This is a genomic window from Janthinobacterium sp. SUN137 (assembly GCF_030587265.1).
Taxonomy (GTDB): domain Bacteria; phylum Pseudomonadota; class Gammaproteobacteria; order Burkholderiales; family Burkholderiaceae_D; genus Janthinobacterium; species Janthinobacterium kumbetense.
Genome location: NZ_JAPWHZ010000004.1, coordinates 200,972 through 217,409, shown reverse-complemented (window position 1 = coordinate 217,409; position 16,438 = coordinate 200,972). Strand labels below are relative to the sequence as shown.

Sequence of the window (16,438 nt, the reverse complement as noted above, 5' to 3'; positions counted from 1 at the left end):
GTTCACTTGAATACCAAATAAAACAAGAGGAGACACAATGAAACACATCAAATCGCTCATGCTGGCCGCCGCCATCGCCAGTACCGCACTCACCATGGCCGGCAGCGCGCAGGCGCAGGACAAGGAGCAGTACATCGCCCTGCCATCCTACCGCGTGGGTCCCTACGCGGCCGGCGGCTCCGGTTTCTACGGCGGCATCATCGACTACTTCAACCTGGTCAACCAGGCCGGCGGCGTCAATGGCGTGAAGATCAGCTGGGAAGAATGCGAAACCGAATACAACCCCTCGCGCGGCGTCGAGTGCTATGAACGCCTGAAAACCAAGCAGGGCGGCGCCACCCTGGTGGAAACCCTGTCCACGGGCGTCGCCTACGGCATCCTGGACCGCGTAGCGCAAGACAAGATCCCCATGACGATGATCGGCTACGGCCGCTCGGACGCCGCCAACGGCAAAGTCTTCCCCTACGTGTATCCGCTGATCTCCAGCTACTGGAGCCAGGCCGCCGCCATGATCAAGTACCTGGGCGACAAGGATGGCGGCATGGACAAGCTGAAAGGCAAGAAAATCGTCCACCTGTACCACGATTCGGCCTTCGGCAAGGAGCCGCTGCCCGTGCTCGAAGCGCTGTCGAAACAGTACGGCTTCGAACTGGTGAAAATTCCCGTCGCGCCGCCTGGCAGCGAACAGCAATCGCAATGGCTGCAAATCCGCCAGGCCAAGCCGGACCACGTGATCCTGTGGGGCTGGGGCGTGATGAATTCCGTCGCCATCAAAACGGCGCAGCGCAACGGCTTCCCGCGCGACAAAATGCTGGGCGTCTGGTGGGCCGGCTCCGAGGAAGACACGATTCCATCGGGCGACGCGGCCAAGGGCTACACGGCGATGACGTTCAATACGCCGGGCAACTACCCCGTACTCGATGACATCCGCAAGAAACTCTACGCGTCCGGCAAGGGCAACCTGTCCGACCAGTCGCGCATCGGCTCCGTCTACCACATGCGCGGCGTGACGGCCGGCATCCTGTGGGTGGAAGCGATCCGCACGGCGCAGGAAAAATTCGGCAAGGGCAAACCGATCACGGGCGAACAGATGCGCTGGGGCCTGGAAAACCTGAACGTCGACGATGCACGCCAGAAGGCCGTCGGTGCGCTGGGCATGTTCCCTACCGTGAAGACCAGCTGCGACGACCATGAAGGCTCGGGCGCCGTGAAGGTGCAGCAGTGGGATGGCAAGAAGTGGACCGCCATCACGCCGAAGTGGATCGTCGGCGACAAGGCCCTGGTGCGCAAGCTGGTCGAGGAATCCTCGAACAAGTACGCGGAAGAGAAAAAGATCACGCCGGCGTGCATGAAGTAATGCCGTAGGCGAGAGGAACCGGACCGGCCAACGCCGGTCCCGTGTTGAACATTTTAAAGAAGCAGCCATGACCCACACTGCCACGCAAGCCCCGACCAAGCCGGACGCGCCGCCGCCCTACCTGTCGGTGAACAATATCGAAGTCATCTACGACCACGTGATCCTGGTCCTGAAGGGCGTGTCGCTGCAAGTGCCGCAAGGCAAGATCGTGGCGCTGCTGGGCGCCAACGGCGCCGGCAAGTCGACCACCCTGAAAACCATCTCGACCCTGCTGCGCGGCGAACGGGGCGACGTCACCAAGGGCGAAGTCCAGTTCAAGGGCGAGCGCGTGGATCAATTGACGCCGAATGAACTGGTGAAGCGGGGCCTGTCGCAAGTGATGGAAGGCCGCCATTGTTTCGGCCACCTGACCATCGAGGAAAACCTCCTGACGGGCGCCTACACGCGCAGCCTGTCGCGCGGCGAGCTGAAAGACGCGCTGGAGAAGGTGTATCACTACTTCCCGCGCCTGAAAACCCGGCGCAGCAGCCAGGCCGGCTACACCTCGGGCGGCGAGCAGCAGATGTGCGCCATCGGCCGCGCGCTGATGGCCAAGCCGTCGATGATTTTACTGGACGAACCGTCGATGGGCATCGCGCCGCAGATCGTCGAAGAGATCTTCGGCATCGTCAAGGACTTGAACCACAAGGAAAACGTCTCCTTTTTGCTGGCCGAACAGAACACCAACGTGGCGCTGCGCTATGCCGACTTTGGCTACATCCTGGAAAACGGCCGCGTCGTGATGGAAGGGCAGGCGCAGGAACTGGCCAGCAACGAGGACGTCAAGGAGTTTTATCTGGGCGTGTCCAGCGCCGGGCGCAAGAGCTTCCGCGACATGAAGTTCTACCGCCGCCGCAAGCGCTGGCTGGCCTGAAGCGGGAAGCAAAGCATGGACCTGGAACGGGCGAAGCAAGTGTGCCGCGGCTTTCCCGGCGCGACGCAAGACATCAAATGGACGAACGTGCTGGCGTTTTGCGTCGGCGGCCGGATGTTCGCGCTGTGCGGCGCGGAAGCGCACAGCACGCGCGGCATGAGCTTCAAGGTCGATGCGGAACGCTTCCTGGAATTGACGGACCGCCCCGGCATCCGCCCGGCGCCGTACCTGGCACGGGCCAAGTGGGTGCATATCGCCAGTCCCGACGCCCTCGACGACGATGAAATGGCCGCCCTGCTGCAGCGCTCATACAGCCTGATTGTTGCGGGGCTGACGAAAAAAATGCAACGTGACATTGGAGAATCCGCAACATGACCGATACGCTCGACAGTCTGGAAGCACGCGCCCCCGAAGCGCGCGAACGCGAATTGATGGCCGGCCTGCCGCAGCTGATCGCGCGCGCGCAACAGGCGCCGGGCTGGGCCCGCATCCTCGATGGCGTCAACGCAGCCGACATCACCAGCCGCGCCGCGCTGGCGCAGCTGCCCGTGACGCGCAAGTCCGACCTCAAGCAGTTGCAGCACGCGCAACTGCCGTTCGGCGGCTTGAACACGACGCCGAAAAACGCCCTGTCGCGCGTGTTCGTCTCGCCCGGCCCCATCTTCGATCCCGAAGGCCGCGGCCCCGACTGGTGGCGCTTCGCGCGGCCCATGTATGCAGCCGGCGTGCGCGCCGGCGGCTTGCTGCAAAACTGCTTTTCGTACCACTTCACGCCGGCCGCCTTCATGGTCGAAGGCGGCGCCGCGCGCATCGGCTGCACCGTCATCCCGGCCGGCATCGGCCAGACGGAAATGCAGGTGCAGGCGATGGTCGACCTGAAGCCCGACACGTATATCGGCACGCCGTCATTCCTGAAACTGATCATCGAGAAGGCGCGCGAAATGGGCGCCGACATCAGCAGCGTCACCAAGGCCGTGATGGGCGCGGAAGCCTTGCCTGAATCCTTGCGCAGCTGGTTTGCCGAAAATGGCGTGCCGCACGTGTTTCAGACCTATGCCTCGGCCGACATCGGCAGCATCGCCTATGAAACGGCCAGCAATGGCAAGCTCAATCCCGGCATGGTCGTTGACGAAAACGTGCTGCTGGAAATCGTCCATCCGGGCAGCGGCATTCCCGTCGCGCCGGGCGAAGTAGGCGAAGTGGTCGTCACCGTCTTCAATGCCGACTACCCGCTGATCCGCTTCGCCACGGGAGACTTGTCCGCCGTGCTGACGAACGCGCCGGAGTCGCCGTGCGGCCGCACGAATACGCGCATCAAGGGCTGGATGGGGCGCGCGGATCAAACCACCAAGGTGCGCGCCATGTTCGTGCATCCGTCGCAGGTGCATGAAATTGCACGCCGCCACCCGCACATCAAAAAAGCACGGCTGGTGGTATCGGGGCGCATGGCCAACGACGAGATGACTTTGCATTGCGAAGTCGACGATCCGCTCGACACCAGCGGCACCGAAGCCATCATCGGCTCGATCCGCGAACTGACCAAGCTGCGCGGCGACGTGGTGCTCGTGGCCGTGGGCAGCCTGGCGCAGGATGGGAAAATCATCGACGACATGCGCGATTACAAATAAGGCCGATTTGCGGGATAATACCGGCATTGACCATCAGCCCCATTCATCGCCATGCAAGAGTCCATGCAAGAATTTCATCACAACCGTGCCCGTGACCTGATCAAGAACGCGGAACTGCTGTTCGACCAAGACGCCGTGCAGGCGTCGATCACGCGCATGGCCGATGTGCTCAACACGCGTTTCAACGCCGAGGATTCGAAAGAGTTCCCGCTGGTGCTGGGCGTGATGGGCGGCGCCGTCGTATTTACGGGCAACCTGCTGCCGCAACTGAGCTTTCCGCTCGAATTCGACTACATCCACGTGAGCCGCTACGGCGACGATGACAAGGGTGGCGAAGTGGTGTGGAAAGTCATCCCCCGCTCGAATGTAGCGGGCCGCACCGTCATCGTGCTCGACGATATTCTCGACGAAGGCGAAACCCTGGCACACGTCAAGCAGCGCCTGCTGGACATGGGCGCCTCGGAAGTCATCCTGGCCGTATTTGCCGACAAGGCCATCGGCAAGAAAAAACCGGTTCAAGCCGACATCGTCGGCCTGGTGATCCCGAACCGCTTCGTCGTCGGCTTCGGCATGGATGCCTATGGCTACTGGCGCAACCTGCCGGGCCTGTGGGCCATCAAGCCCGAGGATTTGAAGCAGGAATAAGGATGGCTTGGATGACGCGGCATGCCGCGTCATCCGGCAGCAGCAGAGTTACAGCTTCAACCGCGCGCGCGCCGCATCGTATTCGGCTTTCAGGCGCGCCACCATCTCTTCCACGCTCGGCACGTCATCCATCAAGCCCACGCCCTGCCCCGCGCCCCAGATGTCGCGCCAGGCCTTGGCGCTGCCCGAGCCGAAATTCATCGCGCTCTTGTCCGCTTCGGGCAAGGCTTCCGGATCGAGTCCGGCCGCTTCGATCGATTTTTTCAGGTAGTTACCGTGTACGCCCGTAAACAGGTTCGTGTAGACGATGTCCGCCGCGCTGGAATCGACGATGGCGTCGCGGTAGCCGTCGCTGACGTTCGATTCCTTGGTCGCCAGCCAGCGCGAGCCGATGTAGGCAAAGTCGGCGCCCATCGCTTGCGCGGCCAGCACGGCGTCGCCCGTGGCGATGGAACCGGACAACGCCAGCGGGCCGTCGAAGAATTTGCGCACCTCGCCCACCAGCGCGAACGGCGACAGGGTGCCCGCGTGGCCACCGGCGCCGCTGGCGACCAGGATCAAGCCATCGACACCCGCTTCCAGCGCCTTTTTCGCGTGCCGGATCGAAATCACGTCATGCAGCACGATGCCGCCATAGCTGTGGATAGCATCGAGCATTTCCTTGGGCGGCGCGCGCAACGAGGAAATGATGATGGGGATCTGGTGTTTCACGCACACTGCCACGTCGTGCGCGAGGCGGTCGTTCGACTGGTGCACGATCTGGTTGACAGCGATCGGCCCGACTTTCTTGTCCGGGTTGGCGGCCTGGAAAGCGGCCAGCTCGGCCTGCAAGTCCGTCAGCCACGTGTCGAGCAATTCAGCGGGACGAGCATTCAGGGCCGGGAAGGAACCGACGATACCGGCCTTGCACTGCGCCGCGACGAGGGCCGGGCCGCTGGCGATGAACATCGGCGAGGCGATAACGGGTAAGGAGAGGTTTTGCAACGCAACAGGCAATGCCATGGCGGACTCGCTGGAAAGTTGATCGGACGTAAAAAACACTGAACGTTGATTATAGTGCAGAAAAAGTACGATCGTGCTGAATTTATCGCACCGCCGCTTCAACCCTCGTTGAGCAAGTACTCACCCTCGACGCGCGCCGCTACGGCCCTCACCAGCTGGGACACGGCCCATTCGGCCAGCGCGGCCGCCTCCTGGCGCAGAAAGCGCCGGTTGGCTTCTTCGAAGATTGGCATGCCGCGCAGCAGGGCCGGTATCTCGGCGAGGGCGATGCGCTGGCGTTCCAGCAGCAGGAATTTCAGCAGCACCTTCACGGCGTTCTGCGCATTGCGCACGGGATCGGACGCCAGGTAATCGAGGCGCGAATACGCGCGCTGCAGGGCGCCGGCGGCATCCGTGAATGGCCGCCCGTGGCCGGGGATCACCACGCGCACGTCCAGGCTGGCGATCAGGTCCAGGGTGGCACGCGCTTCCAGAAAGCCGGAGCCGCCATCGAGTTCAGGAAAGATCACGCCGAAGCCGTTTTCCCACAGCGCGTCGGCGGAGATCAAGATGCCCTCCTGGCCGCAGTAAAAAATCAGCGAGTGCGGGTCGTGGCCCGGTGCGCCCAGCGCCTGCCAGGCCAAGTCGGCCAGGGTCAACGTGTCGCCGGGCGAGACGGTGGCGTCAAAGCCGAAGCGCGGGCACTGCTGGCCCGTGGCCTGGAAGCTGAGGGCATCGACATCCCAGGCGCGCACCTTGTCCGCTTCCGATACGGGAATGGCCGTATGGCAGCCGTATTCGGCTTGCAGCAGCGCGTTGCCGCCGCAATGGTCGGAGTGCAGGTGCGTATTGAACAAGCGGTCCAGCGGCCGGCCTGCCAGGCTGTGGCGCAGCAGGGCCAGGGTTTGCGGTGCATGCGTGACATAGCCGCTGTCGATCAGGGCCGTGTCGTCCCTGCCCTGGACCAGGATGTTATTCGACGACAGCCAGCCGCGTTCGAACACCTGAATGGAATCGGGGAACAGCGCTGGCGATCGCGGCATGGGCTTCCTCAGTAATCGGGCTCGAAGTCGAGCAAGGATTCGCGTCCAGGCAATTCGGCCAACACGGCGCGCTTGAAGTCGTCGTCGGCCTTGCTCCAGGCGATGATCTCGTCGAGCGTGCGCAGGCAGCCTTCGCACAAGCCGCTGCCGCGGTTCATCTTGCACAGGCTGACGCAGGGCGACGGTACCGGCGACGGCAAGGGGAGCGGAACGGCTGGCGGAGTATCGACCATCATGGAGCGGCATCGGTAAACGTGAAGGCTTTCATTATGCCGCGAAACCACGCCGGCGAGTCGGCGGCATCGCCCTGCAATGACACTGTCAACATATTTTCCGATGAAAAAATAATCAAAAATATATCTTTTAGAAATTTATTTTATGCCCCGTCTCACTCTGCGGGAGCCCGTCCTACAGCGTGATCAGGCCAGATCCTGCTTGACTTGAGATATTTCAGAACTATACTACCATCCATACAGATGGCAATTGGATGCCACGTGGAGTTTTTGGAGAGATATGGCCAAGCAAGACAGCAAGCCCAAAATTGGGGAATCCGAGAAAATCACGATCAACCTCGGCTTGATCGACCTGGGGCAGATCGATCTGCTGGTCCAGGAGGGATTTTATTCCAACCGCACGGATCTGATCCGTACGGCCATACGCAATCAACTCAATACGCACGCCGACGTGGTGAAACAAACCGTCGCCCGTAAAAGCCTGGTATTGGGCATGCAGCATTATTCGCGCGCCGACCTGGAAGCGATCCAGGCAGCCGGCCAGCGCCTGCAGATACAGGTGCTGGGACTGGCCAGCATCGCCAGCGACGTCTCCGTGGAGCTGGCACTGGCCACCATCGAGTCGATCTTCGTATTAGGTGCCCTGCACGCCAGCACCGTCGTCAAGACGGCGCTCGCAGGGCGAATTCACTAGCGTATTGGTTCGCGGCGATGACCCGGCCGATGCGCGGCACCGTTAAGGATGGTCATGAAACTACCTCTCAACATGTTGGCGCAGATGCGCGCCGCAACCCGCAATCTGTTGGGCAGCGGTCCCGCCGCCGCCACCGAAGCGATCCAGCAGGCGCTGTCCGCCGCCGGCCTGGCGCCGCAGGCGGCGTCCACACAGCAGCCGCCGATGCGCGATATCAATCAGCCACCTGCGCCACCATCTGCGGCAGCGCAACCGCAAGCTGACGCCGCGCCCCCCACACCAGCGCAGGCGGCGCAGGACTTCGCGCAGGATTTCATGGCGCGCCTGGGCGTGCCGGCAGGCCTGGGCCAGCACAGCTTCGACATGCCCAGCTTCGAGCTGCCAAACTTCCACCCGTCCGGCTTCAACGCGCCGGCCGCCACGCCAGCGGAGATACCCGCCGGCGCGCAATTCATCGACGGCGTGTACCGCAACCATGCGGGCACGCGTTCGTACAAGCTGTATATCCCCAGCAGCTATCATGGCCAGGCCATGCCGCTGATCGTGATGCTGCACGGCTGCACGCAAAATCCCGACGATTTTGCCGCCGGCACGCAAATGAATGCGCTGGCAGAAGAAAAGGAGTGTTTTGTCGTCTACCCGGCGCAGACGCAGGGCGCCAACAGTTCGCGTTGCTGGAACTGGTTCAACGCCATCGACCAGCAGCGCGACCAGGGCGAACCGTCGCTGATCGCCGGCATCGCCCGGCAAGTCATCGACGACTACCCGGTCAACGAGCGCGAAGTGTTTGTCGCCGGCCTGTCGGCGGGCGGCGCCATGGCCGTCATCGTCGGCACCCTGTACCCCGACCTGTTTGCCGCTGTCGGCGTGCATTCGGGTCTGCCCTTCGCTTCGGCGCAGGACTTGCCGTCGGCGCTGGCCGCCATGAAGGGCGGTGCCATGCCCAATGCCCAGCGCAAGGCGCCGGCGGGCGGCGTGCCCATCATCGTTTTCCACGGCGACCGCGACACCACCGTCAACCCGCGCAATGGCGATGAACTGATCGCCCAGGGCGTGCGCAGCCAGGCGGGCGGCAAGGCGGCCAAAGCCGCTTCCGTCGATGGCAGCGTGCCGAATGGCCACCGCTACACGCGCACCACGCACAGCCAGGCCGATGGCTCGCCGCTGGGCGAACACTGGGTCATCCACGGCGCCGGCCATGCCTGGTCCGGCGGCAGCGATAACGGCAGTTATACGGACGGCAAAGGGCCGGACGCCAGCCGCGAGATGCTGCGCTTCTTCAAGACAGTCAGCTGATGTTCTCGGCGAAGGGTGCGATCTGCCGCTGCTTGTCGGCGATCTCGCACACGCCATCGGCATAGCGGTGGGAGATGGCGATGAACTGGTCCTGGATCTGCAGGAAGGCGTCGACGATCTCGGCGTCGAAATGCGAACCGCGCCCCTCGACGATAATCTGCACGGCCTGCGCATGGTCCATGCCCTGCTTGTAGATGCGCCGGCTGATCAGGGCGTCATACACGTCGGCCAGCGCCATCAGGCGCGCCGAAATCGGGATGGCTTCGCCAGCCAGGCCTTGCGGGTAGCCGCTGCCATCCCATTTTTCATGATGGCTGTAGGCGATCTCCTTGGCGTACTTGAGGAAATCGACCTCGATGCCCAGCTCGTGCTCGGCCGCCAGGATGGCATCGCGCCCAAGCGTGGTGTGCGTCTTCATGATGGCCATTTCGTGCGGCTCGAAACGGCCCGGCTTGAGCAGGATATGGTCGGGAATGCCCACCTTGCCGATATCGTGCAGCGGCGCCGTCTTGAACAGCAGTTCGATATTCTTGTCCGTCAAAAAATCGCGGAAGCGCGGCAGGCCGCGCACTTTCTCGGCCAGCGCTTTCAGGTAGTGCGAGGTGCGGCGGATATGGTTGCCCGTCTCGCTGTCGCGCGTCTCGGCCAGCGAAGCCATGGCGTGGATCGTGACGTCCTGCAGCGCCGCCACTTCCTGCACGCGGCGCTCCACTTCCGTTTCCAAATACTGGTTCTGGTCGCGCAAGAAATCCTGCATCTGCTTCATCGCCAGTTGCGTCTTGATGCGCGCCAGCACGATGGGCGCCGAAATCGGCTTGGTGATGTAGTCGACGGCGCCCAAGGCCAGGCCCAGCTGCTCGTCGGCCACTTCGCTCATGGCGGTGACAAAAATCACGGGAATGGCAGCCGTGGCAGGATCGGCCTTCAGCGCGCGGCACACGTCGTAGCCGCTCATGCCCGGCATCATGATGTCGAGCAGGATCAGGTCGGGCTGGTCACTGCCGGCGGCGATCTTCAGGGCGCGTTCGCCATTAACGGCGATCTTGGTGCGGTAATCGTCTTCCAGCACCGCGCGCAGCAGGTCGATATTGTCTGGCGTGTCGTCGACCACCAGAATGGTTGGCTTGCTTGCCGGCGCTCTCATGCCCGTCCTTCGCTCTGCATAGTTATCCTTGTCACAGTGTCAGCTCCAGCGCATCGGCTACCTCGCCCAGCTGCGCCAGCGCACCTTCGAAATCGTATTGTCCCAGCATGCGCTTCAACTGGCGCGCGTGTTCCGCCTGCCCGGCCGCGACCAGCACCGGGCCGATACCGTCCAAGTGCTTGACGGCCTGCGCATCGTCCTGCAGCAGCAGCTGCGACAATTCGCGCAAGCCCGCTTCCAGGTGCGCCCGGTCCACCGCCGCCACTGGCGCCACCGCCGCGCCGCCCGCCTCGGCCACATTACCGCGCGACTGCATGGCCAGCACGATCTTCGGCACCAGCTCGTCGAGCGCCAGGGTGCAGGCGGCCAGCGCCTGCGGCAAGCCGTCGTGCGAACCCAGGCTGAGCAAGTGCTCGACCCGCGCGGCGCTGTCGGCCAGGCCGCCGGCGCCGATATTGCCGGCCAGGCCCTTCAGGGTATGCGCTTCGCGGATCGCCGTCTCGAGCTGGTTGTTCTCGATGGCGGCAACGATGCGCTGCATGGCGTCGAACTGGGTTTCCACAAAACGGTCCAGCAATTTTCGCATCAAAACGGCATTGCCGCCCACGCGACGCATGGCTTCCGCCATTTTCAGGCCGGCGATCACGGGCAATTCCGCTTCCGGCTGCGCCACCACCGCCGTCATTGCCTGCGGCGTGGCCGGCGCGATCCAGCGCGCCAGGGTGCCGAACAACTGCGCCACGTCGATCGGCTTGGCGATGAAATCGTTCATGCCGGCATCCAGGCATTTTTCCTTGTCGCCCACCATGGCATTGGCCGTCATGGCGATCACGGGCAAATTCGAATAACGGGGATCCTGGCGCAGCTTGCGCGTCGCCTGGTAGCCATCCATCACAGGCATCTGGCAATCCATCAGCACGCCGTCATAGGCGTTTTCCTCGATCTTCGCCAGCGCGATGGCGCCATTGCCCGCGATGTCGACGCGGATGCCGGCGTCGTTGAGAATATGCTGCGCCACTTCCTGGTTGACCTCATTGTCTTCCACCAGCAGCAGCCAGGCGCCGCGCAAGGCGCGTTCGTCGTCGCGGTAGCTGCTCTGGCGCTGCGTCTTGCGGCTCTGCCCCGTCACGCCGCCAAACACGAACGATATCTGGTCGAGCAGGGTCGAGGCGCTGACCGGCTTGTTCAATACGCCGTCGAACGGCAAGTCCCGCTGGCGCGCCGCCTCCAGCAGCGCTTCGCGATGGAAGGCCGTGACCATGATGCAGGCCGGCGTCGCATCGATGCCGGCGGCATCGGCGCGGATGCCGGCCAGGGTATCGAGGCCGTTCATGCCCGGCATTTTCCAGTCCATCAGCACCAGTCCGTACCCTCGCCCCTCGGCGCGCGCCTGCGCCACGGCGCCGATGGCCAGCACGCCGCCAGACACGGCACGCGCTTCGAAGCCCAGCGCCGTCAGCATGCTGACGAAGATTTCACGCGCGCTGGGGTTGTCATCGACCACCAGCACGCGCAGGCCCTGGAATTGCTGCTGATGCTGCAGTTGCGACAGGCTGTCGCGCGGCACGGCGGCCAGGCCGAAGCGGGCCGTGAAGAAGAAGGTGCTGCCCACGCCCGCTTCGCTGACCAGGTCGATCTCGCCTTCCATCATTTCCACCAGGCGCTTGCTGATGGTCAGTCCCAGGCCCGTGCCGCCATGGTGGCGCGTGGTCGAGGTGTCGGCCTGGGTAAAGGCCTGGAACAATTTGCTGCGCTGGGGCGGCGTGAGGCCGATACCCGTGTCGCGCACATCCACGCGCAAGACAGCCGCATGTTCTTCCAGCTGCTGCAGGCGGATGCTGACGACGATCTCGCCCTTGTCCGTAAACTTGATCGCGTTGTTGGTCAGGTTGATCAGCACCTGGCCCAGGCGCAGCGGGTCCCCCTGCAAGGCGTTCGGCACATCGGGGGCGATGTCGAACAGCAGTTCGAGCCCCTTGTCCTGGGCGCGCATCACGGAAAGGTCGGCGATCTGCGCCAGCACGTCCTCGAGGAAGAAATCGACTTTTTCAAAGGCCATCTTGCCCGCCTCGATCTTCGAGAAATCGAGGATGTCGTCGATGATGGCCAGCAGGTTCTTCGAAGCCGATTCCACCTTCTCCAGGTAATTGCGCTGGGTCGACGTGAGGTCCGTCTGCAGCGCCAGATGGGTCATGCCGATGATGCCGTTCATCGGCGTGCGGATCTCGTGCGACATATTGGCCAGGAAGTCCGACTTCATCTTGGTCGCATCCTCGGCCACTTCGACGGCGTGGCGCAGGTCCTGCTCGACGGCCAGGCTGGTGCTCATGTCCTTGAGCGCCTGCAGCAATTCGCCCGTCTCGTCGCGCGACGTTACTTCGATGACGGAACTGAGGTCGCCGTTGGCCACGCGCGTGGCGATCGCCACCGCCTCGCCCAGCGGACGCGTGATCGAGCGCGCCGACCAGGCAAAGGCGAGACCGGTCAGCAGGGCTGCCAGGCCGATGCCGCCCATCAGCAGCAGCGAGGTATCGATGTCGTTGCGTATCCGGGCCGCGCTGTCGCGGATCAGCTGCTGCTGCAAGTCATCGAGCTGGCTCACGTACAGCAGCACTTTTTCCAGCACCGGCAAGGTCTGCGTCTGCATGGCCTGCTCGGCGCGGGCATCCTCGCCGCGCTCGACCAGTTCGAACATCGTCTTGAGCGACACGTAGTAGTCGGCGCGCGCCAGGTGCATCTGTTCCAGCAGGCGCCGTTCCTCGGGCCGCGCATCGAGACCGTCGAGGATGCGCACCTGCTCATCGATGCCCTGCTTGATCGCCTCCAGGCGCGCCTGGTTCGCCTGGCGCAGCGCCGGCTCGTGCTGGCTCGGCAGGTTGCCGATGCGCGTGGCCGCCTCGCGCGCCAGTCCATGGATCTTGCTGGTAGCCTTGGCGGCGACCCAGTCGCGCTGCAGGATATCGTCGGTCTCGGCGCGGATGGCATAGATGCGGCTCCCCGCCAGGACGATGACGACCAGCATCAGCACGATCAAAATGGCATAACCGGCATTGATGCGCACGCCGATGCGGATATCCCTGAAGCGCATAACTTTCCTGTAAGAAATTCTTGAAAATCGAAGTCTGAACGTATTCCCCTACAAAATGCAAGGTCTTTTGCAAAGGAAAAAGCGCGCCGATGCGCTTATCTGGCTGGCGTTGCTGCCGGAGGGGTCAAGGCGGCGATGCGCTCTTGCAGGCAGGCGGGGCACCAGCAGCCCACGGCAGCGCTACCGGGCACGGGAACGGCCGGCGGCAGGGCCACGCACCAGCAGGGTTCCTTGGCGTCCGGATCAAGCTGGCCGCATTGGAAGGTGGCGCCGCACAGGCTGCATACGCTCATGGCTGTGTTTGAATTGGCAAGTGTGTGTCCTGCCGCGCCGGGATGCGACGCAGATGTAACTGGCAGTAAAAGGGCTGGCTGGGGGGCATATCGGGCCAGACTATAGGATCATCAGGGAAAATACAACAAGATCGCCCTATAATGCCTCCAAGATTTTCTTCTTCCCTGTAAAATCCCACAAATCTATTTTCCGGACTCGCCATGAATCAACTAGCTAACTTGAACCTGGACATGAATGACGACTTGACGGCGGTGTCGCCACAAATCAAGGCGCAGATTCTGGCCGAGGCCCTGCCCTACATCCGCAATTTCCATGGCAAGACCATCGTCATCAAGTACGGTGGCAATGCCATGACGGACGAACGCCTGAAGCACGGCTTCGCGCGCGACGTCATCCTGCTCAAGCTGGTCGGCATGAACCCGGTCGTGGTGCACGGCGGCGGACCGCAGATCGACAACGCGCTGAAAAAAATCGGCAAGCAAGGCACCTTCGTGCAAGGCATGCGCATCACCGATGAAGAAACCATGGAAGTGGTGGAGTGGGTGCTGGGCGGCGAAGTGCAGCAGGATATCGTCATGCTGATCAACCATTACGGCGGCCAGGCCGTGGGCCTGACGGGCAAGGATGGCGGCTTGATCCGCGCGCGCAAGATGCAGATGCCGGACCGCGAACATCCGGGCGAATTCCTCGACATCGGCTTCGTCGGCGAGATCGACGCGATCAACCCGGCCGTCGTCAAGGCGCTGCAGGACGACGCCTTCATTCCCATCATCTCGCCGATCGGTTTCGGCCAGGATGGCCAGGCCTACAACATCAACGCCGACGTGGTAGCCGGCAAGATCGCGGAAATCCTGAAAGCGGAAAAGCTGATCATGATGACCAACATCGCCGGCGTCCAGGACAAGCAGGGCAACCTGGTGACCGACCTGTCGGCGCGCGAAATCGACGAGATGTTCGCCGACGGCACGATCTCGGGCGGCATGCTGCCGAAGATCTCGTCCGCACTCGACGCCGCCAAGTCCGGCGTGAACACGGTGCACATCATCGACGGCCGCATCGAACACTCATTATTGCTGGAAGTGTTGACCGAGCAAGCTTTTGGTACTATGATCCGTTCGCACTAAAAAAATCGCAATGCATCACAGCGAGTAGTTTGGCGGCGCAGATCACCTGGCGCCGCTTTTAATTTGCCCTTGTAGCTCAGTGGTAGAGCACTCCCTTGGTAAGGGAGAGGCCACGTGTTCGATCCACGTCAAGGGCACCAGTATCCTTTCCCCGCAGCTGAAAAAATGTCCATGGCTGCGTTGCCTCGCCTCGCCGTACATGCGTACTGTCTTCGGCTAGGCGCCTTGCCCTGAACACTTTTCCATCTGCTCTGCCGCCGTTGGTTGCGCGGCTAAGCCACCAGTTCAATACACCCGCTCGACCTTCAAGCCCTTCTGACGCAATAAATCCGGAACGCTTTTCGTGCCCACCAGATGCAGCACGCCGATGGCAGCCAGGCTGGACTTTTCGCGCGCCAGCAACCTGGCGATGCCGTCGGCCAGGGCGGGGTTGCGGCCATCCAGCAACACCTTTTGCACGAACTGGGCGGCGAACGACGGGTCTGTCGCTGCCTTGGCGGCCAACCTGTCGAAGGCCGCCGCGTCGGCCGTGCGCCAGGCGTTGGCGATCTCGCGCGCTTCCTGGCTTTGTTCCTGGTCCTCGATCGACGCCACGCCGTCTTCCAGGAAACGGCACTGGTCGGCCGGCGACATGGCGCCGAACAGCGCCATCTGGCCTTCCATCGACTCAAGTTCCACCACGGGGATCTTGCGCGCCTTGGCCTGCTGCGACAGATAATTGTCGACGGCCAGGTCGGAGCGGTAGCCGAGCGTGGAAAACTCGCCGATGGCCAGCATGCTGGCCAGCATCCACGGCTTCATCGGCGCCACCGACTCGGCTGGAATGCCGTATTTTTGCAACAGCGGGGCCAGGCGCGGGGCCAGGATCTGGCGGCAATCAAGCGGCACTTGGCTGCCCGGCGCTTCCATGCCGTACTTCAGCACGGCGCTCAGGGCGGCGCGCGGGTCGGCGCCGGGATCGATCTCCAGCGCCAGCGCGCCAGCCTGGTGCAGCGCCTGCGTCACGGTCGGCTCGAGCGGATAAAAATCGGGCGCGCCGACGTGGATGGTGCCGAACAGATACAGGGTGTGGCTGGCGTCCTGCACCTTGAACAGGGCGCCCCGGTTTTGCGCTGCGGGTGGCGCTTCGGCAAAGGCCGCCGGCAACGGCAGCAAGAATAATCCGCAAAACATCACTATAATCTGGCGTCGCATGGTTTTCCTGATTGTTGAATTTTTCATCTTGCTTATCATCTTGCCTAAAGACTCCTGTGCCTGTGTCCCATCTTAACCGCTCGTCGCCGGTCTGGCTGTTTGACCTCGACAACACGCTGCACAATGCCTCGCACGCCATCTTCCCCACCATCACGGCCAATATGAACACGTATATTGCCCGCGTGCTGGGCGACGGCGTGACGCCGGCCGACGACGCCATCGTCAATGCGGCGCGCGCGGCCTACTGGCGCCGCTATGGCGCCACCTTGCTGGGCATGGTCAAGCACCATCAGGTACAGGCAGCGCATTTTTTGCACGAGACGCATGCATTCGACGATTTGCGCACCATGATACGCGCCGAGCGGGGACTGGGGGCTTTACTCAAACGCCTGCCTGGCCGTAAAATTTTACTCACCAACGCGCCGCTGCGCTATTCGAGCGACGTGATGCGCCACCTGGGCTTGCGCCAGCATTTTTCGCAGCATATCGCCATCGAGGCGATGCATGTGCACCGCCAGCTGCGGCCCAAGCCATCGACCCTGATGCTGCACAAACTGATGCGCAAGCACCAGATCCGCCCTGGCCGCTGCATCCTGGTGGAAGACACCCTGGCCAACCTGAAGGGCGCGAAAAAACTGGGCCTGCGCACGGCATGGGTCACGCAATACCTGAAAATGGCGGATCCGATCGGCGTGGCGAAGTTGCCCAAGGCGTTAAATCGCCCCGCTTACGTCGATGTCAAAGTAAAATCTGTCCGGCATTTGGCACGCCGCCTTCACCGTCTGCGTTGAAGGGGACTCCTGG

16 protein-coding genes and 1 tRNA gene are annotated in these 16,438 nt (G+C 62.9%); 10 read left to right on the top strand and 7 right to left on the bottom strand.

Annotated features, from left to right (window positions below; translation table 11 throughout):
• Positions 1–37 precede the first annotated feature (37 nt).
• From O3298_RS21410 to O3298_RS21390, 5 genes are all read left to right on the top strand, one after another.
• Complete coding sequence (locus tag O3298_RS21410; protein WP_305060498.1) at positions 38–1,357, top strand: ABC transporter substrate-binding protein; 1,320 nt, start codon at positions 38–40, stop codon at positions 1,355–1,357.
• Positions 1,358–1,424: 67 nt separating this feature from the next.
• Positions 1,425–2,270: an ABC transporter ATP-binding protein gene (locus tag O3298_RS21405; RefSeq protein ID WP_305060497.1), complete on the top strand. Its 846-nt coding sequence runs from the start codon at positions 1,425–1,427 to the stop codon at positions 2,268–2,270.
• 15 nt (positions 2,271–2,285) lie between these two features.
• On the top strand, positions 2,286–2,645 hold the full coding sequence (locus tag O3298_RS21400) for an MmcQ/YjbR family DNA-binding protein (RefSeq protein WP_305060496.1): 360 nt from the start codon (positions 2,286–2,288) through the stop codon (positions 2,643–2,645).
• Complete coding sequence (locus O3298_RS21395; RefSeq protein WP_099665908.1) at positions 2,642–3,898, top strand: phenylacetate--CoA ligase family protein; 1,257 nt, start codon at positions 2,642–2,644, stop codon at positions 3,896–3,898. The genes O3298_RS21400 and O3298_RS21395 overlap by 4 nt, the downstream gene beginning before the upstream one ends.
• 63 nt (positions 3,899–3,961) lie before the next feature.
• A complete protein-coding gene (locus O3298_RS21390) occupies positions 3,962–4,543 on the top strand; it encodes a hypoxanthine-guanine phosphoribosyltransferase (RefSeq protein WP_099377742.1) in 582 nt (193 codons plus the stop codon).
• Positions 4,544–4,591: 48 nt separating this feature from the next.
• Here the strand turns inward: O3298_RS21390 and O3298_RS21385 are convergent, their stop codons facing one another.
• From O3298_RS21385 to O3298_RS21375, 3 genes are all read right to left on the bottom strand, one after another.
• Positions 4,592–5,545 (bottom strand): nitronate monooxygenase family protein, encoded by a 954-nt coding sequence (locus O3298_RS21385; protein ID WP_289912532.1) that lies wholly within the window; start codon positions 5,543–5,545, stop codon positions 4,592–4,594.
• 98 nt (positions 5,546–5,643) lie between these two features.
• The gene (locus O3298_RS21380; protein ID WP_289918665.1) at positions 5,644–6,567 is read right to left on the bottom strand and encodes an MBL fold metallo-hydrolase; all 924 of its coding nucleotides are present in this window, start codon (positions 6,565–6,567) and stop codon (positions 5,644–5,646) included.
• 8 nt (positions 6,568–6,575) lie between these two features.
• Positions 6,576–6,803 carry a DUF1289 domain-containing protein gene (locus O3298_RS21375; protein WP_354670195.1) on the bottom strand — a complete coding sequence of 76 codons (228 nt, stop codon included), beginning with the start codon at positions 6,801–6,803 and terminating at the stop codon, positions 6,576–6,578.
• 277 nt (positions 6,804–7,080) lie between these two features.
• Here O3298_RS21375 and O3298_RS21370 point away from each other — a divergent pair, with 277 nt between their 5' ends.
• Positions 7,081–7,494: a CopG family transcriptional regulator gene (locus tag O3298_RS21370; protein WP_289899651.1), complete on the top strand. Its 414-nt coding sequence runs from the start codon at positions 7,081–7,083 to the stop codon at positions 7,492–7,494.
• Between the two features lie 54 nt (positions 7,495–7,548).
• Positions 7,549–8,790 carry a PHB depolymerase family esterase gene (locus O3298_RS21365; protein ID WP_305060495.1) on the top strand — a complete coding sequence of 414 codons (1,242 nt, stop codon included), beginning with the start codon at positions 7,549–7,551 and terminating at the stop codon, positions 8,788–8,790.
• Here O3298_RS21365 and O3298_RS21360 read toward each other — a convergent pair.
• From O3298_RS21360 to O3298_RS21350, 3 genes are all read right to left on the bottom strand, one after another.
• Positions 8,783–9,934, bottom strand: a complete 1,152-nt coding sequence (locus tag O3298_RS21360) for a two-component system response regulator (protein ID WP_305060494.1) — start codon at positions 9,932–9,934, stop codon at positions 8,783–8,785. The genes O3298_RS21365 and O3298_RS21360 overlap by 8 nt on opposite strands.
• A gap of 31 nt (positions 9,935–9,965) precedes the next feature.
• Positions 9,966–13,022, bottom strand: coding sequence for a response regulator (locus O3298_RS21355; RefSeq protein WP_289918671.1), 3,057 nt, complete (start codon positions 13,020–13,022; stop codon positions 9,966–9,968).
• Positions 13,023–13,117: 95 nt separating this feature from the next.
• On the bottom strand, positions 13,118–13,315 hold the full coding sequence (locus O3298_RS21350) for a cysteine-rich CWC family protein (RefSeq protein WP_305060493.1): 198 nt from the start codon (positions 13,313–13,315) through the stop codon (positions 13,118–13,120).
• Between the two features lie 231 nt (positions 13,316–13,546).
• Between O3298_RS21350 and argB the strand changes: the two genes are divergently transcribed.
• Positions 13,547–14,440, top strand: a complete 894-nt coding sequence (gene argB / locus O3298_RS21345; protein WP_010393729.1) for an acetylglutamate kinase — start codon at positions 13,547–13,549, stop codon at positions 14,438–14,440.
• 65 nt (positions 14,441–14,505) lie between these two features.
• Positions 14,506–14,580: transfer RNA gene (locus tag O3298_RS21340), tRNA-Thr, on the top strand.
• A 145-nt stretch (positions 14,581–14,725) separates the two neighbouring features.
• Here O3298_RS21340 and O3298_RS21335 read toward each other — a convergent pair.
• Positions 14,726–15,595, bottom strand: coding sequence for a TraB/GumN family protein (locus tag O3298_RS21335; RefSeq protein WP_305056489.1), 870 nt, complete (start codon positions 15,593–15,595; stop codon positions 14,726–14,728).
• A 95-nt stretch (positions 15,596–15,690) separates the two neighbouring features.
• Between O3298_RS21335 and O3298_RS21330 the strand changes: the two genes are divergently transcribed.
• Positions 15,691–16,425, top strand: a complete 735-nt coding sequence (locus O3298_RS21330) for a pyrimidine 5'-nucleotidase (protein WP_305060492.1) — start codon at positions 15,691–15,693, stop codon at positions 16,423–16,425.
• Positions 16,426–16,438 lie beyond the last annotated feature (13 nt).